25 protein-coding genes and 1 tRNA gene are annotated in these 24,960 nt (G+C 63.3%); 12 read left to right on the top strand and 14 right to left on the bottom strand.

The window, feature by feature from the left end:
- Positions 1-33 precede the first annotated feature (33 nt).
- Positions 34-110, bottom strand: a tRNA-Arg gene (locus NKI69_RS08085).
- Positions 111-387: 277 nt separating this feature from the next.
- On the bottom strand, positions 388-1,890 hold the full coding sequence (locus NKI69_RS08080; RefSeq protein WP_352440594.1) for an ATP-binding protein: 1,503 nt from the start codon (positions 1,888-1,890) through the stop codon (positions 388-390).
- Positions 1,891-2,168: 278 nt separating this feature from the next.
- Here NKI69_RS08080 and rpmH point away from each other — a divergent pair, with 278 nt between their 5' ends.
- The 4 genes from rpmH to NKI69_RS08060 all read left to right on the top strand — a co-directional run bounded on the left by rpmH (position 2,169) and on the right by NKI69_RS08060 (position 5,236).
- Positions 2,169-2,303, top strand: a complete 135-nt coding sequence (rpmH, locus tag NKI69_RS08075; RefSeq protein WP_008833937.1) for a 50S ribosomal protein L34 — start codon at positions 2,169-2,171, stop codon at positions 2,301-2,303.
- Between the two features lie 16 nt (positions 2,304-2,319).
- Positions 2,320-2,673: a ribonuclease P protein component gene (gene rnpA, locus NKI69_RS08070; RefSeq protein WP_013528505.1), complete on the top strand. Its 354-nt coding sequence runs from the start codon at positions 2,320-2,322 to the stop codon at positions 2,671-2,673.
- A gap of 14 nt (positions 2,674-2,687) precedes the next feature.
- The gene (gene yidC, locus NKI69_RS08065) at positions 2,688-4,499 is read left to right on the top strand and encodes a membrane protein insertase YidC (protein WP_352440595.1); all 1,812 of its coding nucleotides are present in this window, start codon (positions 2,688-2,690) and stop codon (positions 4,497-4,499) included.
- A 176-nt stretch (positions 4,500-4,675) separates the two neighbouring features.
- Positions 4,676-5,236 (top strand): fasciclin domain-containing protein, encoded by a 561-nt coding sequence (locus tag NKI69_RS08060; RefSeq protein WP_023810789.1) that lies wholly within the window; start codon positions 4,676-4,678, stop codon positions 5,234-5,236.
- A 183-nt stretch (positions 5,237-5,419) separates the two neighbouring features.
- Here the strand turns inward: NKI69_RS08060 and NKI69_RS08055 are convergent, their stop codons facing one another.
- From NKI69_RS08055 to NKI69_RS08045, 3 genes are read right to left on the bottom strand one after another with little or no spacing between them, the layout of a single operon-like run.
- Positions 5,420-6,961 carry a DHA2 family efflux MFS transporter permease subunit gene (locus tag NKI69_RS08055; protein WP_352720882.1) on the bottom strand — a complete coding sequence of 514 codons (1,542 nt, stop codon included), beginning with the start codon at positions 6,959-6,961 and terminating at the stop codon, positions 5,420-5,422.
- Positions 6,958-8,250 carry an HlyD family secretion protein gene (locus NKI69_RS08050; RefSeq protein WP_128304171.1) on the bottom strand — a complete coding sequence of 431 codons (1,293 nt, stop codon included), beginning with the start codon at positions 8,248-8,250 and terminating at the stop codon, positions 6,958-6,960. The genes NKI69_RS08055 and NKI69_RS08050 overlap by 4 nt, the downstream gene beginning before the upstream one ends.
- Positions 8,243-8,707 (bottom strand): MarR family winged helix-turn-helix transcriptional regulator, encoded by a 465-nt coding sequence (locus NKI69_RS08045; protein WP_128304172.1) that lies wholly within the window; start codon positions 8,705-8,707, stop codon positions 8,243-8,245. The genes NKI69_RS08050 and NKI69_RS08045 overlap by 8 nt, the downstream gene beginning before the upstream one ends.
- Positions 8,708-8,902: 195 nt before the next feature.
- On the opposite strand from NKI69_RS08045, the gene NKI69_RS08040 reads away from it, so the two are divergent.
- The 3 genes from NKI69_RS08040 to yihA all read left to right on the top strand — a co-directional run bounded on the left by NKI69_RS08040 (position 8,903) and on the right by yihA (position 10,617).
- A complete protein-coding gene (locus NKI69_RS08040) occupies positions 8,903-9,199 on the top strand; it encodes a hypothetical protein (protein WP_352720879.1) in 297 nt (98 codons plus the stop codon).
- A 123-nt stretch (positions 9,200-9,322) separates the two neighbouring features.
- Positions 9,323-9,961 carry a CatB-related O-acetyltransferase gene (locus NKI69_RS08035; RefSeq protein WP_352720877.1) on the top strand — a complete coding sequence of 213 codons (639 nt, stop codon included), beginning with the start codon at positions 9,323-9,325 and terminating at the stop codon, positions 9,959-9,961.
- A complete protein-coding gene (gene yihA, locus NKI69_RS08030) occupies positions 9,958-10,617 on the top strand; it encodes a ribosome biogenesis GTP-binding protein YihA/YsxC (protein ID WP_024502094.1) in 660 nt (219 codons plus the stop codon). Before NKI69_RS08035 ends, yihA begins: the two co-directional genes overlap by 4 nt.
- Positions 10,618-10,769: 152 nt before the next feature.
- Here the strand turns inward: yihA and NKI69_RS08025 are convergent, their stop codons facing one another.
- Complete coding sequence (locus tag NKI69_RS08025) at positions 10,770-11,504, bottom strand: TetR/AcrR family transcriptional regulator (RefSeq protein WP_023810783.1); 735 nt, start codon at positions 11,502-11,504, stop codon at positions 10,770-10,772.
- 132 nt (positions 11,505-11,636) lie between these two features.
- Here NKI69_RS08025 and NKI69_RS08020 point away from each other — a divergent pair, with 132 nt between their 5' ends.
- The gene (locus tag NKI69_RS08020; RefSeq protein WP_352720875.1) at positions 11,637-12,836 is read left to right on the top strand and encodes an HlyD family secretion protein; all 1,200 of its coding nucleotides are present in this window, start codon (positions 11,637-11,639) and stop codon (positions 12,834-12,836) included.
- A gap of 22 nt (positions 12,837-12,858) precedes the next feature.
- Complete coding sequence (locus NKI69_RS08015) at positions 12,859-14,454, top strand: DHA2 family efflux MFS transporter permease subunit (protein ID WP_023810781.1); 1,596 nt, start codon at positions 12,859-12,861, stop codon at positions 14,452-14,454.
- A gap of 113 nt (positions 14,455-14,567) precedes the next feature.
- Here the strand turns inward: NKI69_RS08015 and msrB are convergent, their stop codons facing one another.
- The 4 genes from msrB to NKI69_RS07995 all read right to left on the bottom strand — a co-directional run bounded on the left by msrB (position 14,568) and on the right by NKI69_RS07995 (position 17,327).
- Positions 14,568-15,071: a peptide-methionine (R)-S-oxide reductase MsrB gene (msrB, locus tag NKI69_RS08010; RefSeq protein WP_352553164.1), complete on the bottom strand. Its 504-nt coding sequence runs from the start codon at positions 15,069-15,071 to the stop codon at positions 14,568-14,570.
- A 210-nt stretch (positions 15,072-15,281) separates the two neighbouring features.
- Positions 15,282-15,839 (bottom strand): fasciclin domain-containing protein, encoded by a 558-nt coding sequence (locus tag NKI69_RS08005; RefSeq protein ID WP_352440603.1) that lies wholly within the window; start codon positions 15,837-15,839, stop codon positions 15,282-15,284.
- Between the two features lie 223 nt (positions 15,840-16,062).
- Positions 16,063-16,791 (bottom strand): anti-sigma factor, encoded by a 729-nt coding sequence (locus tag NKI69_RS08000; protein WP_023810778.1) that lies wholly within the window; start codon positions 16,789-16,791, stop codon positions 16,063-16,065.
- A complete protein-coding gene (locus tag NKI69_RS07995) occupies positions 16,788-17,327 on the bottom strand; it encodes a sigma-70 family RNA polymerase sigma factor (RefSeq protein WP_013528490.1) in 540 nt (179 codons plus the stop codon). The genes NKI69_RS08000 and NKI69_RS07995 overlap by 4 nt, the downstream gene beginning before the upstream one ends.
- A 152-nt stretch (positions 17,328-17,479) precedes the next feature.
- Here NKI69_RS07995 and NKI69_RS07990 point away from each other — a divergent pair, with 152 nt between their 5' ends.
- Both NKI69_RS07990 and argB read left to right on the top strand, forming a co-directional pair.
- Positions 17,480-18,979 (top strand): amidase, encoded by a 1,500-nt coding sequence (locus tag NKI69_RS07990; protein WP_352720872.1) that lies wholly within the window; start codon positions 17,480-17,482, stop codon positions 18,977-18,979.
- A 158-nt stretch (positions 18,980-19,137) separates the two neighbouring features.
- A complete protein-coding gene (argB, locus tag NKI69_RS07985) occupies positions 19,138-20,031 on the top strand; it encodes an acetylglutamate kinase (RefSeq protein ID WP_128304177.1) in 894 nt (297 codons plus the stop codon).
- Between the two features lie 8 nt (positions 20,032-20,039).
- On the opposite strand, the gene bchE is transcribed toward argB, so the two are convergent.
- Positions 20,040-21,608: a magnesium-protoporphyrin IX monomethyl ester anaerobic oxidative cyclase gene (gene bchE / locus NKI69_RS07980; protein ID WP_352720870.1), complete on the bottom strand. Its 1,569-nt coding sequence runs from the start codon at positions 21,606-21,608 to the stop codon at positions 20,040-20,042.
- Positions 21,609-21,724: 116 nt separating this feature from the next.
- Positions 21,725-22,201: an Lrp/AsnC family transcriptional regulator gene (locus NKI69_RS07975; RefSeq protein WP_352553158.1), complete on the bottom strand. Its 477-nt coding sequence runs from the start codon at positions 22,199-22,201 to the stop codon at positions 21,725-21,727.
- Positions 22,202-22,340: 139 nt separating this feature from the next.
- Here NKI69_RS07975 and phhA point away from each other — a divergent pair, with 139 nt between their 5' ends.
- Positions 22,341-23,222, top strand: coding sequence for a phenylalanine 4-monooxygenase (phhA, locus tag NKI69_RS07970; protein WP_352720868.1), 882 nt, complete (start codon positions 22,341-22,343; stop codon positions 23,220-23,222).
- Here the strand turns inward: phhA and NKI69_RS07965 are convergent.
- Positions 23,195-24,634: a GMC oxidoreductase gene (locus NKI69_RS07965; protein ID WP_352720866.1), complete on the bottom strand. Its 1,440-nt coding sequence runs from the start codon at positions 24,632-24,634 to the stop codon at positions 23,195-23,197. The genes phhA and NKI69_RS07965 overlap by 28 nt on opposite strands.
- Positions 24,631-24,807 (bottom strand): hypothetical protein, encoded by a 177-nt coding sequence (locus NKI69_RS07960; RefSeq protein WP_023810772.1) that lies wholly within the window; start codon positions 24,805-24,807, stop codon positions 24,631-24,633. Before NKI69_RS07960 ends, NKI69_RS07965 begins: the two co-directional genes overlap by 4 nt.
- Positions 24,808-24,960: the final 153 nt, after the last annotated feature.

The raw sequence follows: 24,960 nt of genomic DNA, 5'->3' as shown, positions 1-24,960 counted from the left end.
AGGCAAAATGCCAAAGATTTCAATTGGATGGAATGGCGCGCCCGAAGAGATTCGAACTCCTGACCCCCAGATTCGTAGTCTGGTGCTCTATCCAGCTGAGCTACGGGCGCGCAACAGGCCATGCTTTCCATGACCCCGCAATCCGATCGTAAACGACCGGTCGCGACGAGACGTGTTCCCTAGCGACTGAATTTCCGAAAAGCAAGTCGATCCGGCAAAAGTTTTGTCACAAGTGCCTTTGTTGGCGATGACGGCCCGGATCCCGGCGCTTGAAATGGCTCCGGAGTTGAGCCCGAACTCAATCCTTGAAGGGAAGAGCGCCGATCCCTGAGAAAAGGAGCGCCGGACCCGGAGGCACGAGCATCGGAGCAAAACGCGCCCGAAACATCATGCCGGGCGGCGCAGGCCGTTGCGGGCCTGGTCGAGCCGGACCGGCTGGTCGGGAATGGTGACCGCGAATGTGGTGCGTCCGCCGATGCTCTCGACCAGCTCCACCGTGCCGCCATGGGCGCGGATCAATTCATGCGCGATCGCCAGGCCAAGGCCGGTGCCGCCGCTGCGGGCCGAGCCGCGGAACGCCGCGAACAGGTTTTCCCGCGCCTTCGGCGGCAGGCCGGGGCCGGTGTCGCTGACGGCAATGCGGCTGACGCTGCCCAGGCGCACGGCCGACACCGCCAGGCGGCGCACCAGGGCGTTTTCGCTGTCGGCCGCCATCGCCTGCACGGAATTCCGGCACAGATTGGTCAGCACCCTGAACAACTGGTCGGAATCGGCATCGACCTCGAAGGTCGGCTCGACCGAATTGACGAACTCGATGCCTTGCTCGATGTCGAGCAAGCCTTGCACGTCCTCGACCAGCTGCCGCAGCCGGAGCCGGCGCCGCGCGGGCGGCGGCTCCTGCGTGCGGCCGTAGTGAAGCACGCCTTCGGAATAAGACACGGCGCGGTCGAGTGCGCGCAGCAGTTTCGGCGCGAAGGCCTGCACGGTCGGATCCTTGACCTGGCGCAGGCGGTCCGACATCAGCTGCGCCGAGGCCAGGATGTTGCGCATGTCATGGTTGATCTTGGAGACCGCGAGGCCGAGGTCGGCAAGATGCTTCTGCTCGGAGAGCATTTTTTGCAGCCGCTCCTGCATCTGCGACAGCTCGCGCTCGGCAACGCCGATCTCGTCGGCGCGGGCAGCCGGATGGATGATCCGTCCGGGATCGTCGGGCGCTTCGGAGAAGGACAGCATCGAGCGCGTCATGGTCCGGATCGGCCCGATCATGATCAGGTCGATGGCGGCGTAGACCAGCATGGCGGTGAACAGCGAGATCAGCAGCGAGACGAAGGCGACGTTGCGCGAATAGCGCAGCATCGCATTGCGCAGGCTGTTGTCCGGCATGATCAGCTCGAACTCCTTGTCGGACTCGCCGACCGGGCCGAAGACGCGCAGCATCCGGTCGCCGCCGAAAAACAGCGTGTCGAGCGCGCCGGTCATGCCCTTGATCATGCCGATCGAAGCGATATCGATGTGTTCGTCGACCTTCGGCGGCATTTCGGCCACCACCAGCAGCCGCGAGACGCCGCCGTCGCGCACCGCGATCGCCTTGGCGCCGATCGCCATCAGCACGTCGTTCTGGGCCGTGCGCGACAGCGAGGTGGATTCGCCTTGCACCAGCACGATCGACACCGCCGCCGCCGTGCTCAGCCGCTCCTTCAGCCAGTTCAGCCGGTAGCTGGCGATCCAGGGCAGGAAGATCAGCACTTCGGCCAACAGCACGAAGACGATGGTCAGCAGCAGCAGCTTGGTCGACAGGCCGCGCGACAGCGGAACCGTGCGCACGGTGGCTGGCGCCTCGGTGGACCCCGCCGTGCCGATCCCTTCCTGTGCCTGTATGGTTTCGCTCATGCGGCTAATGTCTTCACGATCACTTGATCAACGCAGATTAGGCGATTACGGCTTTCTTGCCAATTTCATCCTTGGTCGCAAACATAAACCGGCCTGAACGGAGCCGGATTGCGCCCGACGACTCCGGATTGACTTCCAAAAGCCTTCTTTCTATAAGCCCGCACACGCTCGGGCCATTCGTCCCGGCGCGGTTTCGATCGCGCCAAAGCCGGCCCGGCAAAGCTCCTGTTACACAGTGACAGAATCAAGAAGGGCCGCACCCCGCGGTATTAAAACAAATGAAGCGTACCTACCAACCGTCTAAACTCGTCCGCAAACGTCGGCACGGCTTCCGTGCCCGCATGGCCACCAAGGGTGGTCGCGGCGTCGTCGCAGCTCGCCGCAACCGCGGTCGCAAGCGGCTCAGCGCCTGAACGGAAGACGAGATCGTTGCCCGCATCCGGCAAGCCAGTGGGACCAAATCCCAAGCGGCTTCTGAAGCGCGCGGAATTCCTGGCCGTCCGTCGTGGTGAAAAGCGACGCGGGCGGCTTTTTCTCGTTGAGGTTCTCGACCGCGGCGACGGCCTGTCGCCGCGCGTCGGCTACACCGTCACCAAGAAGGTCGGCAATGCGGTTGTCCGCAACCGTGTCCGGCGGCGGCTGCGAGAAGCCGTCCGCACGCATGCTGCAAGTGACATGGCGCCTGGCAATGACTATGTCATCGTCGGGCGCGAAGACGTGCTTACCACTCCGTTCGGCCAGTTGAAGGCCGAACTCTCCCGCCGACTGCGCGGAACACGATAGGCCAAGGGCTTTCGATGGAAAACAACCGGAACTTCTTCATCACCATCGCGCTGTCGGTGCTGATCCTGGCGGTATGGCAATATTTTTACGTGTTGCCGCGCAGCGAAGCGCAGCGCGAGGCAGCCCGCGTCGAACAGCAGCGCGTCGAGGAGCAGAAGAAGGCCGCCGGCACAAATCCCGGTACCGACACCGGAACGCCCGTCGCCCCTGGCGCCATTCCCAACGCACCGGGAACAGACGCCGTCACGCCGGCCGGCCGCGAACAGGCACTCGCCACGACCACCCGCGCCAGGATCGACACGCCGAGCCTCGAGGGTTCAATCAACCTGACCGGCGCCCGTCTCGACGACCTCAAGCTCAAGCACTACACTGAGACGGTCGACAAGAACTCGCCCGAGATCAGCCTGCTCAACCCGGCGGCACTGCCCAATGGCTACTATGCCGAGATCGGCTTCGTCGGCAACGACAAGACCGGCGCGGTGCCTGGTCCCGAGACTGTGTGGGCCGTCGACGGCAATGCGACGCTGACGCCGACGACCCCGGTCACGCTGACCTATTCGAACGACAAGGGCCTGACCTTCAAGCGCACCTTTTCCGTCGACACCAACTACATGTTCACGGTGTCCGATACGGTGCAGAATGCGGGCACGGCCGCTGTCTCGCTGTCCAATTACGGCCGCGTCACCCGCTTCGACAAGCCGCTCGTTGCCAGCACCTATGTGCTGCATGAGGGCCTGATCGGCTTCACCGGCACCGAAGGCCTGCAGGAGCACAAATACGCGTCCATCGAGAAGGACAAGCAGTTCACGCCGGGCAAGTCGACCGACGGGTGGCTCGGCATCACCGACAAATACTGGGCGGTGACGCTGGTGCCGACGGAGAAGCAGCCGTTCCAGCCGCGCTACGCCTATTTCGAGGACGGCCGCCATCGCTACCAGTCCGACTTCCTCACCGACCCGATCACCGTCGATGCCGGCCAGTCGGCGACGGTGGAGAGCGAAATCTTCGCCGGCGCCAAGGAAGTCGGGAAGATCAACGCCTATGCGGAAGACCGTCATATCAAGCGGTTCGATCTCCTGATCGACTGGGGCTGGTTCCACTTCATCACCAAGCCGATGTTCTGGCTGATCGACACGCTCTACAAATTCTTCGGCAATTTCGGCCTGGCCATCCTCGCCACCACCGTCATCGTCAAGGCCATCTTCTATCCGCTCGCCAACAAGTCCTACGCGTCGATGGCGAACATGAAGAAGGTGCAGCCGAAAATGCTCGAGATCCGCGAGAAATACGCGGACGATAAGATGAAGCAGCAGCAGGCGATGATGGAGCTGTACAAGACCGAGAAGATCAACCCGCTTGCCGGCTGCTGGCCGGTGGCGCTGCAGATCCCGGTCTTCTTCTCGCTCTACAAGGTGCTCTACATCACCATCGAGATGCGGCACGCGCCGTTCTTCGGCTGGATCCAGGATCTGGCCGCACCCGACCCGACGTCGCTGTTCAACCTGTTCGGCCTGATCCCGGTCACCCTGCCGCACATGCTGATGATCGGCGTCTGGCCGCTGATCATGGGCGTCACCATGTTCCTGCAGATGCGCATGAACCCGACGCCGCCGGACCCGACGCAGGCGGCGATCTTCACCTGGATGCCTGTCATCTTCACCTTCATGATGGCGGGTTTCCCGGCCGGCCTGGTCATCTACTGGGCCTGGAACAACACGCTGTCGATCCTCCAGCAGGGCATCATCATGAAGCGCCAGGGCGCCAAGATCGAGCTGTGGGACAATCTGGTCGCGCTGTTCCGAAAGAAACCATCGCCGGCCGAATAGAAGCGCAGCGCTTTCTCCAGCCTCAAAGCCCCGCTCGCGCGGGGCTTTTTCCGTTTAAGCAACTCCGGGATCACGTTCCCGTGATCGGCGAAACTTGCGCCTCGCCGGGGGCGTGACTGCCTGTGCGTTTCCAAAGGCTATCAATTCCGATCAGCCCTCACCCGGAGAAAGACCACATGCGCTTGCCGTCATTCAGGACCATCGCCTTTTCCGCGCTCATCGCCGGCGTGGCGATTGCCGCGCCCGCCTATGCCAAAAACCCGAATGTCGGCGGCGCGCCGATGTACACCACCAAGAACATCGTCGAGAACGCCGTCAATTCGAAGGATCACACGACGCTGGTCGCCGCGGTCAAGGCCGCCGGCCTGGTCGACACGCTGCAGGGCGCTGGCCCGTTCACAGTCTTTGCCCCGACCAATGCAGCGTTTGCGAAATTGCCCAAGGGCACCGTCGACACGCTGCTGAAGCCGGAGAACAAGGACAAGCTCACCAAGGTGCTGACCGCGCATGTCGTGGCCGGCAAGATTTCGGGCGCCGAAATGATGAAGAAGGCCAGGGCGATGGGCGGCAAGTACGAGATGAAAACCGTCTCCGGTGACACGCTGACCGCCGAAGTCAAGAAGGGCAAGCTCTACATCATGGATGAGTCAGGCGGCGAGGCGCGAGTGACGATCGCCGACGTCAACCAGTCGAACGGCGTCATCCATGTCGTCAACAAGGTGCTGTTGCCAAAGTAACGGCTTTCGGCAAAGGGGATCAAGGCAGGTCCGTTGGGGCTTTCTCGGCCTGCCGTCCCACCTCATGACGAGGTGCCATGTTTCTTGGGAAGTCGTATCGGCATCGGCCGGGGTCCTGTAGTCCCTCACAGGACCCCGGTTTCTTTTCGGCTGTTGCTTGTCCTGCCGGATGAGCTTCGACCGTCACTCCATCACGGCGCTGTGGTCGATCTTGGCCGGAGTCGCCGGCTTGCGCAGCAACAGAACCAGTGGAATGGCGGCAAGCGACAGGATCATCATCAGCTTGAAGTCGTTCATGTAGCTGATGATGGTCGCCTGCAGCGTCACCACGCCGTCGAGCGCGGCACGCCCGGCGGCGCTGTAAGGGTTCATCGCCTGGAAGATCGCCGGATTGCTGAACGCCTGATTGTAGCGCGTCACATAGGTGGCGATGTTGGCGTGGTTGATCTGCACGTTCTGCGTTAACAGCGCGGTGACCACCGATATGCCGACGCTGGAGCCGATGTTTCGCGACAGATTGTAAAGGCCTGTGCCTTCCGCGCGCCGCTCCGGCGCCAGCGTGGCGAAGGTGATGGTGGTCAGCGGCACGAACAGGAAGCCGAGGCCAGCGCCCTGGATGAAGCCGGTGCTGATGATCGTCCATTGCGACACATCAGGGGTCCAGCCGGTCATGTCGTACATCGCCCAGGCGGTGACCAGCAGGCCGGTCAGCAGCAGCCAGCGCGTGTCCACCTTGCCGATCAGCCTGCCGACCAGGAACATGCAAGCCATGGTCCCAAGCCCACGCGGCCCCATGACGATGCCGGCCGTCACCACCGGATAGCCCATCAGCGTCTGCAGATAAGGCGTCATCAGGGCCAGCGAGGCCAGATAGGTGATGCCGATGATGAAGATGAAGATCATGCCGACTGCGAAATTCCTGTCGAGGAACAGCCGCGGGTTCACGAAGGTGTTTTTGGCGGTGAAGGTGTGGACGAGGAAGATGTAGAAGGCCGACGCGCAGATCAGCGCCTCGACGATGATCTCGGACGACGAGAACCAGTTGAGCTGCTCGCCGCGATCAAGGAACATCTGCAGCGCGGCGATGGTTATGCTGAGCATGCCGAAGCCCAGCCAGTCCAGCCTGGCCTTGAGGTCGGTCTTGGTTTCCTGGACGAACATCGACACGCCGGCGAAAGCCAGGGCGCCGATCGGGACGTTGATGTAGAACACCCAGCGCCAGCTGACATTCTCGGTCAGCCAGCCGCCGATGACCGGCCCGAGCACCGGCCCGACCATTACCGAAACGCCGAACAGCGCCATCGCCGAGCCGCGCTCCTCGACGCTGTAGATGTCGAGCAGGATGCTCTGCGCCAGCGGCACCAGGGCCGCGCCGAACAGGCCTTGCAGCAGGCGGAAGCCGACGATCTGCGGCAGCGACTGCGCGAACCCGCACAGCACCGATGCGACGACGAAGCCGGTGATGGATATCAAAAGGATGCGCTTGCGGCCGAAACGATTGGCAAGATAGCCCGAAGGCGGCGTCATGACGGCCGCCGCGACGATGTAGGACGTCAGCACCCAGTTTATCTGGTCGGCGCTCGCCGAAACGCTGCCCTGGATATAGGGCAGCGCCACATTGGCGATGGTCGTGTCCAGCGCCTGCATGATGACGGCGAGGATCACGCAGGCGGTGATGGCGCCGCGATTGGCGACCACGCCACCTGTCGCGGACGCGCCGGTCATGACTTTTGTCCGAACCGGCCGAGGAGGTCCGTCACGAAGTCCGGCAGGCCGCGCGCATGGCCGGTATCGATGCCGACCACGACGCTCATCCCGCCACGCAACGGCGGCTTGCCCTGGAGATCGTCCAACGTCACGCGCATCGGAATGCGTTGTACGACCTTGACCCAGTTGCCGGTGGTGTTCTGCGCCGGAAGCAAGGAGAAGCTCGACGACGACGCCGGGCTGATCGAGGCGACCGTACCGTGCCAGACGGCACCCGGGTAGCTGTCGACGCTGATCGTCGCCGTCTGTCCCGGCCGCACATAGGTCAGTTCGGTTTCCTTCGGCTCCGCCGCGATCCACAGATCGGTCGCCGAAATCAGGCTGAAGGCCGGCTGCGAAGCCGGCAGGTACTTGCCGACCTGAAGCGCGTCGACATTGGTGACGATGCCGTCGAACGGCGCCTTGACGATGGAATCGGCAAGGTTGCGCTGGGCGTCGTCGACCGCCGATTGCGCCTGAAGGTAGAACGGATTCTTCTCCACCGGCTGGCTGGCGTCGCCGCCAAGCTGGGCAAGCGTCGCCTGTGCCTGCGCTTGGGCAACGGACACTTTCTGGCGGGCGGCGACGAGGTCGTGTTGGGCGCTGTCGAAGGTCGCCTTGGAGGAGGTGGAGGTCTTGAGCAGATCCTGCTGGCGCTGGAAAGCGGCCTCGTAGTAGGGGATGTCGGCCTGCGCCTGCTCGATCAGCGCCTGCGACTGCAGGTAACTCGCCTGCAGGGTCAGCACCTGGTTGCGCACCGTGCCGAGCTGCGCCTGGGCGGCGGCAAGAGCGGTTTCGAAAGAGGCCGGCCGCAGCCGGAAAAGCACCTGGTCCTTCTTCACCGCCTCGTTCTCGTGCACATCGATCTCGGACACAGTGCCGGAGACATCGGTGGAAACGCCGAGCGACTGCGCCTGGATGTAGGCATTGTCGGTCGTCATGACCTGGCCGCCGATGACGTAGTAATAGCCGCCGACGACCAGCGCGACCGGAAGCAGGGCAAACAGGATCGGCCGTGCTCGGCCGCGCTTGGGCTTGACCGGCGCCGGAGGCGCCACCGCAACCCCGGCCTGGCGTGGCTCCTTGGACGGAGCCTCGAGCGCCGCCGGCTCCAGGGCGACCGGTGCTTCGAGCTCGTCATTGTCGATGACGGTGCCGGCTCGCCTTTGCTCGCGTTCGCTGTCCAGTCGGATGACCTGGTCGCGCGCCCGGTCGGCGGCGGATCCGTCTTCTTCGACAGGCTTCTTTGGTGAGGTTGATTCAGCCATGTGTTTTCTCCCGGTCGGCGGCAGGCTGGGCGCAAGCCGCGAGCAGATTGGATTTGATGAGGGATAGGGTTTGCAGCAGATGCAGTTGCGCATCCGCGGAAAGGCCGACGAAGGCCTCGTCACGCGTCTTCTGCCCATTGCTGCGCATGATTTCGATAAGCGGATGGGCTTGCGGCTTCAGGTAAAGCAGCCATGCCAGGCGGTCGGCGGGATTGGGCCGGCGCTCGATGAAGCCACGTGCTTCCATCTTGTCGAGCAGCCGGGCGAGCGTGATCGGCGTGATCTCGATAAGGTCCGCCAATTTGTTCTGGTGCATGCCTTCATGCACGCTGAGATAGGCCAGCACCTGCCACTGGGCGCGGGTCAGCCCCGATGCCCGCGACCTCTGCTCGAACCGCTTTCGAAGCAGGCGCGCGACATCGTGCAGCACGAAGCTGATGTTGGGTGACGATGGCATGGGAGGTACTGGAGTTTCGGCGCAACTTTTAGTGAGCATGCTTATTATCATCATGCACATAATCCCGCTGGACGCGGTGCGCAAGACGGACTAAGCCCGCCTAGAAAAAATGACGCATGGGCTGCGACGCCACAAAAAGGCTCCGGTAGCAGGCTGTTGCCGCGCAGGGATGAGACGATGAATTGGCTGAAGATCTTGACCGTATCGGCCATCGCGGGATGGCCGGGCATTGCGTTCGCAAAGGACGCCGTCAGCTGCGGCGGCGCCGCCATGCTGGGTGGCGCGCAATTGAACTGCAGCCACGTCGAACCCCAGGCGCCGCCTCAGTTTTGCACCTATAGCTGGGCTCTCCACATACCGGCCGGCGACCAGAAAATCGTCGAAGGCAGCTTCATGCTGCCGCCCGGCGCCACGAATGTCACCGTCTATCAGGGCAGCGGTTTCGACGGTGCGCTGTCCGATCCGATCGTGATTTGCCGCGGCAGCAAATGAGCAAGGCCGTCAAGGAAAGCTCGCTCGTCGCCCGATTGGTGCTATAGGGCGGATCACGCTATTTTGAACGGGCGCATTCGAGTTCCGGATGCGCCCGGCGGCCATTTCTCTGACGGATTCGACATGGACGGACCCAACCCAGACATCAAGCACCCGATCCCGATGCATACCCGCGTCGGCTTCCTCAAGGGACTGGTGAATGCGCCGAATATCGAGATCGGCGACTTCACCTATTATGACGACCCGGACGGGCCGGACAAATTCGCCGAGAAATGCGTCCTGCATCATTATCCGTTCATAGGCGACAAGCTGATCATCGGCAGGTTCTGCGCCATCGCCGAGGGCGCGCGCTTCATCATGAACGGCGCCAACCACGCCATGTCCGGCTTTTCGACCTATCCGTTCAATATTTTCGGCCATGGCTGGGAAAAAGGTTTTGACCCGGCGACCTGGTCCAGGGAAGTGCGCGGCGACACCATCGTCGGCAGCGACGTCTGGATCGGCATGGAAGCGGTGATCTTGCCCGGGGTGGAAATCGGCCACGGCGCCATCGTTGCCGCGAAATCGGTGGTGACGCACGACGTGCCGCCCTATGCGATCGTCGCCGGCAACGCGGCCAAGGTGGTAAAGATGCGTTTCGACGACCGGACAATCAGGCGGCTGCTGGCGGTGGCGTGGTGGGACTGGCCGGTGGACAAGGTCAGCCGCAACCTCGATGCTATCCGGGGTGCCAATATTTCTCTTCTGGAGGCAGCAGCTTGAACGCTCTGAACAGCAGCATAATCGGCACCGAACTGTTCACGCGAGGATGGATCTTCATCCGCGGCGTGCCGGCCATGAAATTCTTGCCGCCGGAAGGGCCGCCGGAAATCGCCTTTGCCGGCCGCTCGAATGTCGGCAAGTCGTCGCTGATCAACGCGCTGGTCAACCAGAAGGGGCTGGCGCGTACCTCCAACACGCCGGGGCGCACGCAGGAACTCAATTATTTCGTGCCGGACGGATTTTCGGGTGAGGGTGCCGACCTGCCGCCCTTGGCGCTGGTCGACATGCCCGGCTACGGCTACGCCACCGCGCCGAAGGAGAAAGTCGACGAGTGGACCAAGCTGGTCTTCGACTATCTCAAGGGCCGCGTCACGCTGAAGCGCGTCTATGTGCTGATCGACGCCCGCCACGGCATCAAGGCCAAGGACGATGAAGTGCTGTCGCTGCTCGACAAGGCGGCGGTGTCCTACCAGATCGTGCTGACCAAGACCGACAAGATCAAGACTGCCGGCGTGCCGCGGCTGATCGAGGAGACGCTGGCAAAGATCAAGAAGCGGCCGGCGGCGTTTCCGTTCGTGCTGGCAACGTCTTCGGAAAAAGCCGAGGGCCTTCAGGAATTGCAGGCCGCCATCGTGCTTGCCGCCAATGGCGGCTAAGCTATGTCGATATTCAGGTCAGGCCGGCCTGCAAACGACGGCTTTCTGCGCTTCCGGTGCTCACGGACCCGAATGTCCGCTCCGCTCCGGTTCTCGAAAGCCACCGTTTTCGGCTCGGCCTGACCTGAATCTCAACACACCTTAGAACTGGGTTAAGGCTTGGCCTCGATAGCAATCGTCTGATGGCCTTCTTCCGCCACAAGCCTTTCGGTGCCGTATGCCCTGAGGAACATGCTGACGCCTGACCTGACGATGTGATCGATCTCGTCCTGGGTCGGGGCTTTCGTGCGGTAGGCGAAGATGCACTGGCGGAACAGACCGGCCAGGCACAGTTCGGTGAACTGATAGGCGGCAAGATCGACATCGTCGATGCGCAGCAGGTCGCGCTCGATGGCGGCATTGAGAAAGGCCGCGACCTTGTCGTGGCCACGCTTGGGGCCGCGCTCGTAAAAACGCGCGCCCATGTCGGGTATCCGGTCGGATGCCCCGATCACCGTGCGCTGCGCCTGGATGACCTTGGCCGACGTGATCTTGAGGGCCAGCACCTTGCCGAACTTCACCAGCGTCTCGCGCAGGTTGTCGGCGTTGTCCAGCACGTCATACATGTTCTTGAAGATGGTGCCGCGCTCTTCCTCGATCAGCGCCTCGAACAGCTCCTCCTTGTTGGCGAAGTAGACGTAGATCGTACCCTTGGAGACACCGGCCTCGCGGGTGATGTCGTTCATCGAGGCGGCTTCGAAGCCCTTGTCGATGAAGACACGACGGGCGCCGTCGATGATCTGGCTGCGCTTGACCGGATCCTGCCCCGCGGCCGGGCGGCCACGGCGCAAGCTTTCCAACAGGTCATCGCACGACTCGTTTTCGACATTGGGCGGGGTCTCGGCCATGAAAGTCACACCTCGAAAATAATTCGAACCAAGCGGTTCGATTGCCCTTGATATGGTCCTCTTTACGCGCTATGTCAACGGCCGGATCGAACCGAACGGTTCAGTATCATATTATAACTTTAGAGAGATGTCATGTCCTCGAACGCGCCGACCACAGCCGAAGTCCGTCCCTTCCCCAACGCCAAGGTTGCGCCGGCGACGGAAGCGCCGGATATGCCTGTCCAGCCCGTCTCGTCGCCGCCGGCAGAGGCTCCGGTCAAGAAGAAGCGCTCGGTGCGTTCCTTCCTGCTGCCGATCATCGGCGTTGCCTTGCTGAGCGCCGGCGCCTGGTACGGTTACGATTACTGGACAACGGGCCGCTTCATGATCTCGACGGACGACGCCTATGTCCAGGCGGACATGGCGTTCATCTCGCCCAAGATTTCCGGCTATGTCGATCAGGTCAAGGTCAGCGAGAACCAGCTGGTCAAGGCCGGCGATCCGCTGCTCGTCGTCGATGACGGCGATTACAAGATTGCCGTCGCCCAGGCCGAGGCGCAGATCGCCACCTTGAGCAAGACGCTCGACCGTATTGACGCCCAGACCGACGCAGCCCGCGCCTCGCTGCAGCAGGCCCAGGCGCAGAAGGTCGCCGATCAGGCCGCCGCCGACAATGCAGCCAAGGTCGCGGCGCGCGCCTCGCAGCTGCTCAAGACGCATGTCGGCACGCAGGCGCAGCTGGACGACGCCCAGACGGCGGTCCAGCAGGCCGATGCCGCCCTTGTCGGCGCCGACGCACAGATCGCCGCCGCGCAGGCCAATGTTGGCGTGCTGCAGGCGCAACGCGCGGAATCGGCGAGCACGCTGGCGTCCCTGCAGCTCAGCCATGACAAGGCGCTGCGCGATCTTTCCTTCACCGTGCTCAAGGCGCCTTATGACGGCATCGTCGGCAACCGCTCTGTCGAACAGGGCGACCTTGTCAGCCCCGGCCAGAAGCTCGCCGTCATCGTGCCGATGGACAAGCTCTACATCGTCGCCAACTTCAAGGAGACGCAGCTTGCCCGGCTGGTGCCCGGCGAGAAGGTCAAGATCTCGGTCGATGCGACCGACGGCCAGGACTTCGAGGGAACCGTCTCGTCGCTGGCGCCGGCTTCGGGTGCCGTGTTCTCGCTGCTGCCGCCCGAAAACGCCACCGGCAACTTCACCAAGGTCGTGCAGCGCGTTCCGGTCCGCATCGATGTGCCCGCCGATGCGCTGAAGAGCGGCAAGCTGCGCGCCGGCCTGAGCGTCGTCGTCGCCGTCGACAGCCGTACCGCCCCATCTGGTTCGGCATCAGCGGCAGCGTCGAACTGAGCGGCCGCCGGGGAGCAATGCCATGGCAACCGCAACCCTGACAGCAGGAGCGCCGCCGGCGAGGCCGGCTGTGCCTGACACCATTTCGACGCGGCGCGTCATCGCCTTCCTGGCGATGGTGTTCGGCATGTTCATGGCCATCCTCGACATCCAGATTGTCTCCGCCTCTCTGTCGGAAATCCAGGCCGGCCTGAGCGCCAGCTCCGACGAAATCCCGTGGGTGCAGACCGCCTATCTGATCGCCGAAGTGGTGATGATCCCGCTGTCGGGCTTCCTCAGCCGGATGCTGTCGACGCGCGTGCTGTTCACGATCTCGGCGGCGGGCTTCACCGCGGCCAGTGCGCTGGCGGCGACCGCCACCAACATCGACCAGATGATTGTCTACCGCGCCGTCCAGGGCTTCATCGGCGGCGGCATGATCCCGAGCGTCTTCGCCGCTGCCTTCACCATCTTCCCGCCCTCGCGCCGCGCCTTCGTCTCGCCGATGATCGGCCTGGTGGCGACGTTGGCGCCGACCATCGGCCCGACTGTCGGCGGCTACATCAGCCATGCCATGTCCTGGCACTGGCTGTTCCTGGTCAATGTCGTGCCCGGCATCCTGGTCACAGCGGCGGCCTGGACGCTGATCGACTTCGACAAACCCAACCTCAAGCTGTTCAGCAAGTTCGACTGGTGGGGCCTCGCCGGCATGGCGGCTCTCCTGGGCTGCATGGAATATGTGCTCGAGGAGGGTCCCAACAATGACTGGATGCAGGATCAGGGCGTCTTCATCTGCGCCATTGTCATGACCATCGGCGCGGTGCTGTTCTTCTGGCGGGCGTTCACCGCCGAGGAGCCGATCGTCGACCTGAAGGCCTTCACCAACATCAACTTCGCCTTCGGCTCGCTGTTCTCCTTCGTCATAGGCATCGGCCTTTACGGCCTGACCTATCTCTACCCGGTGTATCTCGGGCGCATCCGTGGCTACGATTCGATGATGATCGGCGAGGCGCTGTTCGTCAGCGGCCTGGCCATGTTCTTCACCGCGCCGATCTCGGGCATCCTGTCGAATAAGATGGACCCGCGGCTGATGATGATGATCGGCTTCTTCGGCTTCGCCACCGGCACCTGGTGGATGACGCATCTGACCGCCGACTGGGATTTCTATGAGCTGCTCATCCCGCAAATCCTGCGCGGCTGTTCGATGATGCTGTGCATGGTGCCGATCAACAACATCGCGCTCGGCACCTTGCCGCCCGAGCGGCTGAAGAACGCTTCAGGCCTGTTCAACCTCACCCGCAACCTTGGCGGTGCGGTTGGCCTCGCCCTGATCAACACCGTGCTGATCGACCGCAATGCCTTCCACTACGCAAGGCTCTCCGAACATGTGCAATGGGGCAGTGAAGCCGCGCAGACCAAGCTGCAGAACATGACGCTCAATTTCGAACAGACCCCCGGCCTCGACGCGACAAGTGCCGCGATTTCCAAGCTGTCTGGCATGGTCCAGCAGCAGGCGGCGCTGCTGTCCTTCATGGATGTGTTCTTCATGCTGACGGTGCTGTTTGCGACGCTTGGCATGTTCACCATGCTGATCCGCAAGCCGGCCGCGGCGGGCGGAGGTGGCGGCGGCGGCCACTGATACGTGGGCAGCTGTTTCGGGAAGCTCCTCCAGTCCACGCCTGAAAAAGCTCTGACCGCGCAAAAAACTCCGGGCCCGCAAGCCCGGAGTTTTTCATATCCAGTTGGAATTTGTCAGGCTGTGGCGGGCTTGAAGGTCAGCGCGACGCCGTTGATGCAGTGGCGCAGGCCGGTCGGCGCCGGACCGTCGTCGAAGACGTGGCCGAGATGGCCGCCGCAGCGGCGGCAATGCGCCTCGGTGCGCGTCATGCCGAGCGAGCGGTCCACGGTCGTGCCGATAGCCTTGGGGATCTCTTGCCAGAAGCTCGGCCAGCCGGTGCCGGAATCGAATTTCGTCTCCGACGAATAGAGCGGCAGGTCGCAGCCGGCACAGGCGAAGATGCCCTTGCGGTGTTCGTTGAGCAGCGGGCTGGTGCCGGGATACTCCGTGCCTTCCTTGCGCAGCACGTTGAAGGCGGCAGGCGACAGGATGGCTTTCCACTCGGCGTCGGTCTTGGTGACTTCGAATTTTTCGGCGGCCTGTGCTGCCTGCGGATCGCCCATGCGCAGCATCGTTGCCGCGATCCCGACGACGCCGATGGCGGCGGCACCGCTCAAAAGAAAGTCGCGACGGTTCATGACCAGTTCCTCCTGATGTCCTTTTGCCAAACTATACCGTCGCGCGGAAATCAAAAGCCGGTGACGGAAGCCCCTCGAACGAACACTCCGCGCCCGCCCACATCCGAATGTGGGAGGCGCGGAGTGCGCGGGTCAATTGCGGATCACAGAGCGGGATCGTGCAATCGACGGAGGGCCCTTGCTGCCAGTTCGCCGGCAGCAAGCCCCTTGTTACATCTTCGGCAAAAGAACCTTGTCGATGACGTGGATGACGCCATTGGACTGTTCGACATCGGCGATCGTCACATTGGCGACATTGCCGTTCTCGTCTGTGACGGTGACCTTGCCGCCGTCAGCCTTGAGCGACAGCTCGCAGCCGCCGGCCGTCTTGACCTTGTGGGTGCCGCCGTCAGCCTTGGCCATCGAGGCCACGTCCGCCCCCATCGCCTTGGCACCGATGACATGGCAGGTGAGGATCTTGGTGAGCTTGTCCTTGTTTTCAGGCTTGAGCAGCGTCTCGACCGTCCCGGCCGGAAGGGCTGCGAAGGCCTCGTTGGTCGGAGCGAACACAGTGAACGGACCGGCGCCCTGTAGCGTCTCGACAAGGCCGGCGGCCTTCACGGCGGCGACCAGCGTGGTGTGGTCCTTCGAGTTCACGGCGTTCTCGACGATGTTCTTGTCGGCAAACATCGCGGCGCCGCCAACCATCGGGTTTTCGGCATAGGCGGCGGTGGCAAGGGCCGAAACGGCGATCGTACCGGCGAGCAAAAGGGTGACGTATCTACGCATGATGTCGAACTCCTCGGGTTTTTCTCTTCCCATTTTTGGGGACGCGAGGAGATACGGGACAAAATCGCCCGAGTTTCAGAAATATCGTGATTTTTTATTTTATCTAACGCGCCCGGCGGATTTCCCAAGCAATCGGTCGCGGCCGACATGCTGTCTATGGGCATGTTCAGTGAGGGATAGACTTATGATAGTCTTTTGTGATTTTTCAAGCGCGCGGAGCCGGTCAGATGCTCTTCAGGTCGCCGGCGGCGACTACCGGTCCGGTCGGCTGTCCGGTCGGCGAACCGCCTGACGGCTCGAGGCTGACGGCAAGCACCGCGCCTTGGGCAAGCTTCTGCTGGGCCGCCGGCGAGACGACAATATGTGCCGTAGCACCGGCCGGAATGACGCCCATCGACACCGGCGGGTTCTTGCCCTCGATCATCCACAGCTCGAAGTCCTTGCCGGAAGCACGCTCACCGGAGACATGCGACAGGCCGATTTCGTGATGCGCGGCATCATAGACGGCGAGATATCTGACGTCGCTGCCTTCGGCGGCCAGCGAAGCGACGAGGCGCGCCTGCGGCTGCTCGACCGGGGGGTTGAGGACTGGCACGGCGATGTAAATCGCCAGTGCCGCAGCCGCGGCCGCGGCAAGGCCGCGCCAGAAGGCCAGGCTGGACCACAGGCCGCCGCGCGATTCGGCGGGCGTGGTCACGGCGGCAGCGTTGGCGAACAGGCGGCGGTCGACAGCGGTCTTCACCGAAACCGACGGCTCGACTTCCCGATAGGCGGCGGCAAGCGGTGAGAGACTGACCTCCCAACTCTCGACAAGACGAGCGAAAACCGTATCCGCATCGATGCGGCGGGAGACGATCTGGCGTTCGTCGGCATCGAGCACGCCGAGAACGTATTCGGCGGCGAGCAGGTCGTCGCCTCCACGTTCCGGTCCTGTGTCTTCTGCCAGCGTCATCTTTCCAGACATTCTCTGAGTTTCAACAGGCTGCGGCGCAGCCATGTCCGCATCGTGTTCAGCGGCACGCCATGGCGCTCCGCCAGTTCGGCATAGCTCTCGCCCTTGAGATAGGCGCCCCGGACGGCGGCTGCCCGGTCCTTCTCCAACTCATCGAGACAATGGTGGATACGTTCGGATTCGTCGCCCGCCACCGCCATCGCTTCAGGCCCCGGCGCCGGATCGGCCACGTCGAGCGCGGCATCGATGTCGGCGGCGGGCTTGCGTCGCGCTCGTATGCGATCGATCGCATGGTTGCGCGCGATTGCCACCAGCCAGGAGATCGGGCTTAGATCGGAGACCGCAAAACGATCCGCCTTCGTCCATATCTTGACGAAGACTTCCTGCAGCGCTTCTTCCGCGTCTCCCCGGTCGTTCAAGACACGAAGGCAGACGCCAAAAAGTTTCGCGCTGGTCTGCCGGTAAAGCAGATCGAACGCGGCCCGATCCTTCATCGAAGTCCGAACGATCAGCTTGGTGATGTCCTGCGGCGTCATTGCAGGCAAGTTAGGCGATTGCGATGTATTTGCAACGGCGGAAATAATCTTGTGCACGCCTAAGCTTTTGTGTGTCGCCGGCCCGGATCCGTCCACCGATTGCCAATGGAATCGCCACTGGCTAGCTTGCCCTCAGTGATGGGGGAGCGCGCATGTCGGTCGAACGGATCCTTTGGGAAGAAGATGCCACGGGCCTCGCCAATCTGGTCCGCAAGGGCGACGTTTCGGCCGTCGAGCTGACGGACACCGCGATTGCCCGCGCCGAGGCCACCCGTCCCGACATCAATGCCACGGCCGAACCGCTCTACGATGCCGCCCGGGCCCGCGCCAAGACCATCGACCGCTCGCTGCCGCTGGCCGGTGTTCCCTTCGCCATCAAGGATCTCGGCATCGCCATCAAGGGCGTGCCGACGCATGGCGGCAGCCGCATTCCGGCATGGCTGGCCGATGTCAATTCGGTGCTGACCGACCGCTATCTCGCTGCCGGGCTTATCCCGATCGTCACCTCGACATCGCCGGAGCACGGGCTTCGATTGATGACCGAATCCAGGGCCTTTGGCATCACCCGCAATCCGTGGAACACCGGCCATACCAGCGGCGGCTCTTCGGGCGGTTCGGCAGCCTTGGTCGCAGCCGGCGTCGTGCCGGTGGCGCATGCCTCCGATGGCGGCGGCTCGATCCGCGTGCCTGCCGCCTGCACCGGGCTTGTCGGCCTGAAAACGTCGCGCGGCCGCACACCGCTGACGCCGCTGGTGAGCGAAAGCTGGTACGGCATGGTCGTCGACCATGCGCTCACCCGTTCGGTGCGCGATTGCGCGCTGCTGCTCGACCTCATCCACGGCCCCGATCCTCTGTCGCCCTATGCCGCGCCGCCGCCGAAAGGCACGTTCGCGGCTGCCGCCGCGCGCGATCCCGGCAAGCTCAGCCTGGCCGTGTACCGCAAATCGCCGCTTGGCCTGCCGATCTCGGACGAGACGCTCAAGGCGCTCGACACGGCGGTGGCGCTTGCCCGCGAGGGCGGCCACACGGTCGAAGAGATCGACCTGCCCTTTATCGGCCGCGATTTCTTCGCCGATTTCTGCAGGACGGTTGCCTCCGCCGTTGCCGGCACGATGCGCGCGGACGCGCTGCGTGTCGGGCGCTCCGTTACCGGTGACATCGAGCGGGCGACGCGCGTGCTCGCCCGCTTCGGCGAACTGGTGTCGGCGGGCGAGACCTATGCCGACCTGCAGCGGCTGCATGCCGCCTCGCGACGGCTGATTTCGGAGACTGCGCGGTATGACGCCGTGCTGATGCCGGTCATTGCCCACCCGCCGCTCGCCTGCGGCGCCATGGATCCGAAAGGCGCCGACGAACTCATCGAGAACCTGCTCGACAAGCTTCATCTGACGCCCTTGCTGAAGCTGAAGCCGTTCTTCGGCCAGCTGATGGACAAGAGCCTCTGGTTCACCCATTGGCCGGCGATCCAGAATGTCAGCGGCCAGCCGTCGATCGCGCTGCCGGTCCATGTCACTGACGCCGGCCTGCCGCTCGGCGTCCAGGCGGCCGGCCGTCCGGGCGACGAGGAGACGCTTTTGTCGCTCGCCGCGCAGATGGAGAAGATCTCGGGTTGGCTGGACCGCAGGGCGCCGCTGATGGTGCCGACACGATGACGAGGTCGTGAAGCGCTCGAATATGACAGCAAAGCCATTTGCGGGCGACGCCAATTCCCGCTAAGACGCCGCCGTCCTTACCTGATGCATGTCGCCCGGAAGTGTCCAGCGGTTTGGGACAGCGACATGCTTAAAATAAAAAGCCGGGAGCCAAGCCGATGACGGAAGTAACCGCCACCGCCGAAATGCAGGCAGCCCTGTTGTCGCGGGCGCTGCCCTACATGCAGCGCTACGAGCACAAGACGGTCGTGGTGAAATATGGCGGCCATGCCATGGGCGACATCGAGCTCGGCAAGGCCTTCGCGCGCGACATCGCGCTGCTCAAGCAGTCCGGCGTCAACCCGATCGTCGTCCACGGCGGCGGCCCGCAGATCGGCGCCATGCTGGCCAAGATGGGCATCGAATCGAAGTTCGAGGGCGGCCTGCGCGTCACCGACCAGAAGACGGTCGAGATCGTCGAAATGGTGCTGGCCGGTTCGATCAACAAGGAGATCGTCGCGCTGATCAACGCCGAGGGCGAATGGGCGATCGGCCTGTGCGGCAAGGACGGCAACATGGTGTTCGCCGAAAAGGCCCGCAAGACCATGATCGACCCGGACTCCAACATCGAGCGCGTGCTCGATCTCGGCTTCGTCGGCGAGCCGGTCGAGGTCGACCGCACCTTGCTCGATCTTCTGGCACGCTCCGAGATGATCCCGGTGCTGGCGCCGGTGGCGCCAGGCCGCGACGGCCACACCTACAACATCAATGCCGACACCTTTGCCGGCGCCATTGCCGGCGCCTGCCAGGCGACGCGCCTGCTGTTCCTCACCGACGTGCCGGGTGTGCTCGACAAGAACAAGAAGCTGATCGACGAACTGACCGTGGCCGAGGCCAAGGCGCTGATCAAGGACGGCACGGTCTCGGGCGGGATGATCCCCAAGGTCGAGACCTGCATCGAAGCGATCGAACGCGGTGTCGAAGGCGTCGTCATCCTCAACGGCAAGACGCCGCATGCGGTGCTGCTGGAACTGTTCACCGAGCATGGTGCCGGCACGCTGATCGTGCCCTGAGGGGCTCTTCAGCCGGCTAACTTTTTCGCCTCGGAATCTTCAATATTGCCGATGATGGGAATGGCAGGCTTTCTGGCCGGGCGTCGAACGGACATCGATTCCTCTTCGGCGTCCTGCGGCGCGCCCCAGAATTCGGCCAGCGTCGGGCCGTCTTTCACCCTGATGTCGCGGACCAGAAAGCCCCAGACCTCGCGGAACCAGACGCGGCGGCCCATTTGCGTGTACCAGCGCATCGAATGCCGCTGCTCGGGATCCTTGTGGAACAGGATGCGCGCCAGCGCCTTCGGCCGCGACTGCACAGCCAGCTCGATCAGCTTGACGCTGAAGAACAGCATCCACGGCTTCAGACGCGTCATGTGAAGCACCTGGTGCTTGTAGTCCCACAGGCGCGCGTCCTGCTGGATCACCTTGCGCTCCCGCGCGATCCTGAAGAACGGTGTCCAGCGATGCGGCGTCACATACAGTGCCTGGATCTGGTCCGGGTCGTAGGCGATGAGCTGCCGGAAGCAGCGCCACAGGTCGCGAAACCCCTCATCCTCGAAGCCGGCCACCCAGGTCGCCATCGACAGGATGCCATGCAGGCGCAGCAGCCGTATCGCCTCGCGGTCGGATGAGGTGCTGCCGCCCTTGCGGATCAATTGAAGCGTCTGCTCGTCGGTGTTTTCCATGCCGAGCAGCCAGCGGATGACACCGGCCTTACGATAGAGATGCAGGATGTCGGCATCGCGCACGATGTCGTCGGCGCGGGTCGAACCGACGATCAGCACCGGCACGTTCTCGGCGATAAGGGCGTCGAGGAAGACGCGCCAGGCCTTCTTCGAGACCGTCGGATTCTCGTCGGCGAGATTGATCAGCTCGACGCCGTGCTCGCGGTGCAGCCAGGCGATCTCCTTGGCGAACTTTACGGGATCGCGATGCCGCCAGCGGGTCCAGAAGCCGCGCTGGCCGCAATAGTTGCACAGATGCGGACAGCCGCGCGAAAACTGCATGACCACGGCCCGCTTGCCGCCCCAGTAACTGTACCGCGAGTGCTCAATCAGCTCCCAGCCGACGCGGTAGGCATCGAGTTCTGCGATGGTCATGGCCGGCTGCGTGGCTACGGGACGGCTGAGATCGTCGCGATAGGCGATGCCGGCCACGCTGGCCGGTGGCTGGCGCATTTCCAGCGCCTCGACCAGCGCCACGACGGTCGCTTCGCCCTCGCCGCGCACGATGAAGTCGAACGTATCCGTTGCGGCCAGGATGTCGCGCCAATGATAGGTGGGGAAAACGCCGCCATAGATGATGATGGTCGCCGGCTCCCGCTGCTTGATCTGCTCAGCGATCAGCAAGGCGGTCGGATGCGCCGAGGTCGAGCCGGAATGGCCGATCAGGACGAAGTCGGGGTGATCGTCGAGTGCATCGCAAACGACCCTGTCGAGCGGCATCGGCCCGAATTCGGCATCGACGAGCCGCACTTCATGGCCGGCATCGATCAGCGGGCCGCCGAGCGCCAGCAGGCCGAGCGGCGGCAGGTGGTCGTCGGGCACGCGGCTGCCGATGGCGGTGTGTGGTGGATTGATCAGGACGATTTTCATTGCGGACCTCTGGGCGGTTGGTCCGCGCAAGCTGGCCGGCGATGTGGACACGCGCTTGGCCCGTTTCAGCAGTTTGCGTGCAGCTTTTGCTTAAGGGGTGAGGAAAGGAGGCATTCTCACTTCCGGAGATGCCCGAGCGGCACATGGCCCGGCCCCTTGATGTTCTGCAGCACCAACTGCGTGTGGACGTCGCGCACGCCGTCGAGCCGCATCAGCCGGTGCATGACGAAAGCGTTGAGCTCGTCGACCGACGGCACCATGACATGCAGCAGGAAATCATGGTCGCCAGTCATCGTCCAGCACGACGACACCTCGTCCATGCGCTGCACGGCGGCGATGAAGCTTTCGGGCGAGCCGTCGCTGTGGCTGACCAGGCGCACCTGGATGAACACCTCGACCATCAGGCCGACCGCGCGGCGGCTGATCACCGCGGCAAATCCCTTGATGATGCCGGCCTCCTGCAGCGCCTCGAAGCGCCGCGCGCACGGCGTCGTCGACAGACCGATCTCTTGGGCCAGTTCGGAAACCGGCTTGCGCCCGTCGCGCTGCAGGACATCGAGCATCTTGATCTCGAAATCGTCGAACTGAGGCATTTTCACTCCGACAGAGGGTTTTGTGAGTGGATGTTATCTCGAATATTCCGTTCGAGCCATCATCAAAACCGATTTGCCTCGGCAAATCCGGGTAGCCTTTCGGCACGTCTGCCATTCATGATTTTGCGAGGAGAAAACCATGACGACGATGAGCGTTGCCGAATACGCCCGCGACTGCGCGGCGCAAGGATTGCGCGGTGACTATTCGGTCTGCCGTGCCGATTTCACCGTGTCGCAGGGTTACGATTACAGCGAAGAAGAGCAGGCGGTGTGGCGCACGCTGTGCGACCGCCAGACCAAGCTGACGCGCAAGCTCGCCCACCATTCCTATCTCGACGGCGTCGAAAAACTCGGCCTGCTCGACCGTATTCCCGATTTCGACGAGGTCAGCGCCAAGCTGCGCAAACTGACCGGTTGGCAGATCGTCGCGGTGCCGGGGCTCATTCCCGCGGCCCCGTTTTTCGACCATCTGGCCGATCGCCGCTTCCCGGTCACCAACTGGCTGCGCACCAGGCAGGAGCTTGACTACATTGTCGAGCCCGACATGTTCCATGACTTCTTCGGCCACGTGCCGGCGCTGTCGCAACCGGTGTTCGCCGATTTCATGCAGATGTATGGCGAGAAGGCCGGCAACATCATCGCGCTGGGTGGCGACGAGATGATTTCCCGGCTCTATTGGTACACGGCCGAATACGGCCTGATGCAGGAGGCCGGCCAGCCGCTAAAGGCCTTTGGCGCCGGCCTGATGTCGTCGTTTACCGAGCTGCAGTTCGCGGTCGAAGGCAACGACGCCCACCACGTGCCCTTCCACCTGGAAACGGTGATGCGCACCGGCTACGAGATCGACAAGTTCCAGCGCGCCTATTTCGTGCTGCCGTCCTTCGACGCCTTGCGCGATGCCTTCCAGACCGCCGATTTCGAGGCGATCGTCGCCCGGCGCAAGGACCAGCCGGCGCTTGACCCGGCTCTAGGCAGCACGTTGCCCTGCAGCCGTCAGGCGGTGACCACCTTGCTCAGATGATCGCCGAGCCGGCAGGCCAGCGCGGTGATTGTCGTCGTCGGGTTGCATTGACCTGACGTGCAGAACACTGAGGAGCCGCCGACATAGAGATTGTCCATGCCGTGCACCTTGCAGTTGGCGTCGACCACGCTCTTGCTGACGTCGGTGCCCATGCGCGTGCCGCCCATATGGTGATGGCCCGCCGTCTCGTCATTGGTCGGATAGTCCTGACCATTGCTGATCCAGTCGGCAATGCGCACGCGGCCGAGATCCTTCTCGATCAGCGTCTTGCCGAACAGTCTGAGCCCTTCGAGCAGGGTGCGGCGCTCCATTTCCGATTTCTTCCAGTGTAGCTCGATGCGCGGCACGCCGGCGTGGTCGACATCGGTCTTCGACAGCTCGATCTGGTTGGATGCCAGCGGCGCCTGTTCCCAGGCGACGTAGAGCTGGGCGGCGCAGCGCAGCCTCTGGCTGAGCTTGGAGGACATCCACTCGGCCATGTCGGGCGCCGTGCAGGCGAGGTCGGCGATAAGGCTCTTGACGCCGGGATACGGCGTCTCGATCAGCCGGATGCCGAAATTCATGATCTGCAGCCGCTCCATGGCGGCAAGTGTCGGCGAGAAGAAGGCCTCGTTGACGGCATCGACCTCGAACGCGTTGTAGTCGGTCAGGATGGCATTGCCGCCCTCAAAGGTCGGATGCTCCATCCAGTAGCGGCCAAGCGCCGTCGCATTCGGCACGACGCCGCCGTTCGAGCGCTGGTTGGACCACAGAAGCAGCCGCGAATTCTCCAGCCCACCGGTGCAGACGATGAAATAGTCGGCGCTGAAGGAGCCGGCATCCTGCCCGTTCGACCACAGTCTGGCGCCAGTCACGCGTCTGCCATCGCCGGCAAGTTCGGTGGCACAAGTGTTGAGTACCACCGCGATGTTCGCGGCTTTGTCGAGTTCATCGCCGAACTTCTCGGCGAAGCGCACGGCCGGGCTCTTGATCAGCTGCACCCAGCGAATGTCGTCCGAGATCGGCATATCGGGCCGGAGGGCCGGAAGGTTGAGAATGTCGCGCACTTCCGGCAGATAGGGTTCAATGTCGGTGCGGCGGATCGGCCAGCCCGTGTCGGGTACCCAGGCCTTCGGCTCGAAATCCTGCTTGTCGAGGACGCGGCACCAGCCTGCCCAGTGGTTGGAACTGCCCCCCATGAACCGCAGCCGGGTTATGTCGAGATCGAAATAGAAATCCCCGACCGTGCTGCCCCGGTAGAAGTCCTGCGACTCGTCGCTGAATTCGCGCGGACCGGCCTCCATCACCACCACCGGAATGCCGGCCGCACCAAGCTTGCGCGCAATCGTCGTGCCGGCCGGGCCGGAGCCTAGGATGCAGACTTTTGGAGTGAAGTTCGCGGCGCGATACGCCTCGTAGCTGTCAAAGATCATGCCAAGTCGCTCCGCTTCAGGATCCAGCCATTGACCTCGACGATCTCGTTCGGGTCGGGCTCTGGATCGGCGGCATCGGCATCAGGCAGCTTGCGGAACAAAGACAGGGCAGGCAATGCGATCAACGCCTGCACGAGCGCGCGGCGTGACATTCTTTTGATGATGAAACTCATGGCTGGTTTCTCGTCTGGGCTTCGGCACTGCATGGGCGTTCCCAGAACGGCAATTCCCGGAACGACACATGCATCACCGTGGAAGCCAGTATCGTGCCAAGTCTGGCCGTGAAGCAGTGAAAACCCGGCTAAGCGGTACAACCGAGTGCAAAC

It is taken from the genome of Mesorhizobium sp. M0491, from assembly GCF_040321265.1.
GTDB lineage: Bacteria > Pseudomonadota > Alphaproteobacteria > Rhizobiales > Rhizobiaceae > Mesorhizobium.
This window is presented reverse-complemented; position numbering and strand designations above follow the sequence as displayed.

Excerpts from the sequence above, each read along its gene's own strand:
- NKI69_RS08080 (WP_352440594.1), bottom strand. The coding sequence starts at position 1,890 with ATGAGCGAAACCATACAGGCACAGGAAGGGATCGGCACGGCGGGGTCC.
- NKI69_RS08000 (WP_023810778.1), bottom strand. The coding sequence starts at position 16,791 with ATGACGCTGGCAGAAGACACAGGACCGGAACGTGGAGGCGACGACCTG.
- NKI69_RS08060 (WP_023810789.1), top strand. The coding sequence starts at position 4,676 with ATGCGCTTGCCGTCATTCAGGACCATCGCCTTTTCCGCGCTCATCGCC.
- NKI69_RS07995 (WP_013528490.1), bottom strand. The coding sequence starts at position 17,327 with ATGACGCCGCAGGACATCACCAAGCTGATCGTTCGGACTTCGATGAAG.
- NKI69_RS07965 (WP_352720866.1), bottom strand. The coding sequence starts at position 24,634 with ATGATCTTTGACAGCTACGAGGCGTATCGCGCCGCGAACTTCACTCCA.
- phhA (WP_352720868.1), top strand. The coding sequence starts at position 22,341 with ATGACGACGATGAGCGTTGCCGAATACGCCCGCGACTGCGCGGCGCAA.
- msrB (WP_352553164.1), bottom strand. The coding sequence starts at position 15,071 with ATGAACCGTCGCGACTTTCTTTTGAGCGGTGCCGCCGCCATCGGCGTC.
- NKI69_RS08035 (WP_352720877.1), top strand. The coding sequence starts at position 9,323 with ATGGACGGACCCAACCCAGACATCAAGCACCCGATCCCGATGCATACC.
- NKI69_RS08020 (WP_352720875.1), top strand. The coding sequence starts at position 11,637 with ATGTCCTCGAACGCGCCGACCACAGCCGAAGTCCGTCCCTTCCCCAAC.
- bchE (WP_352720870.1), bottom strand. The coding sequence starts at position 21,608 with ATGAAAATCGTCCTGATCAATCCACCACACACCGCCATCGGCAGCCGC.
- NKI69_RS07975 (WP_352553158.1), bottom strand. The coding sequence starts at position 22,201 with ATGCCTCAGTTCGACGATTTCGAGATCAAGATGCTCGATGTCCTGCAG.
- NKI69_RS08045 (WP_128304172.1), bottom strand. The coding sequence starts at position 8,707 with ATGCCATCGTCACCCAACATCAGCTTCGTGCTGCACGATGTCGCGCGC.
- NKI69_RS07960 (WP_023810772.1), bottom strand. The coding sequence starts at position 24,807 with ATGAGTTTCATCATCAAAAGAATGTCACGCCGCGCGCTCGTGCAGGCG.
- argB (WP_128304177.1), top strand. The coding sequence starts at position 19,138 with ATGACGGAAGTAACCGCCACCGCCGAAATGCAGGCAGCCCTGTTGTCG.
- NKI69_RS08025 (WP_023810783.1), bottom strand. The coding sequence starts at position 11,504 with ATGGCCGAGACCCCGCCCAATGTCGAAAACGAGTCGTGCGATGACCTG.
- rpmH (WP_008833937.1), top strand. The coding sequence starts at position 2,169 with ATGAAGCGTACCTACCAACCGTCTAAACTCGTCCGCAAACGTCGGCAC.
- NKI69_RS07990 (WP_352720872.1), top strand. The coding sequence starts at position 17,480 with ATGTCGGTCGAACGGATCCTTTGGGAAGAAGATGCCACGGGCCTCGCC.
- NKI69_RS08050 (WP_128304171.1), bottom strand. The coding sequence starts at position 8,250 with ATGGCTGAATCAACCTCACCAAAGAAGCCTGTCGAAGAAGACGGATCC.
- NKI69_RS08055 (WP_352720882.1), bottom strand. The coding sequence starts at position 6,961 with ATGACCGGCGCGTCCGCGACAGGTGGCGTGGTCGCCAATCGCGGCGCC.
- yidC (WP_352440595.1), top strand. The coding sequence starts at position 2,688 with ATGGAAAACAACCGGAACTTCTTCATCACCATCGCGCTGTCGGTGCTG.
- NKI69_RS08015 (WP_023810781.1), top strand. The coding sequence starts at position 12,859 with ATGGCAACCGCAACCCTGACAGCAGGAGCGCCGCCGGCGAGGCCGGCT.
- NKI69_RS08005 (WP_352440603.1), bottom strand. The coding sequence starts at position 15,839 with ATGCGTAGATACGTCACCCTTTTGCTCGCCGGTACGATCGCCGTTTCG.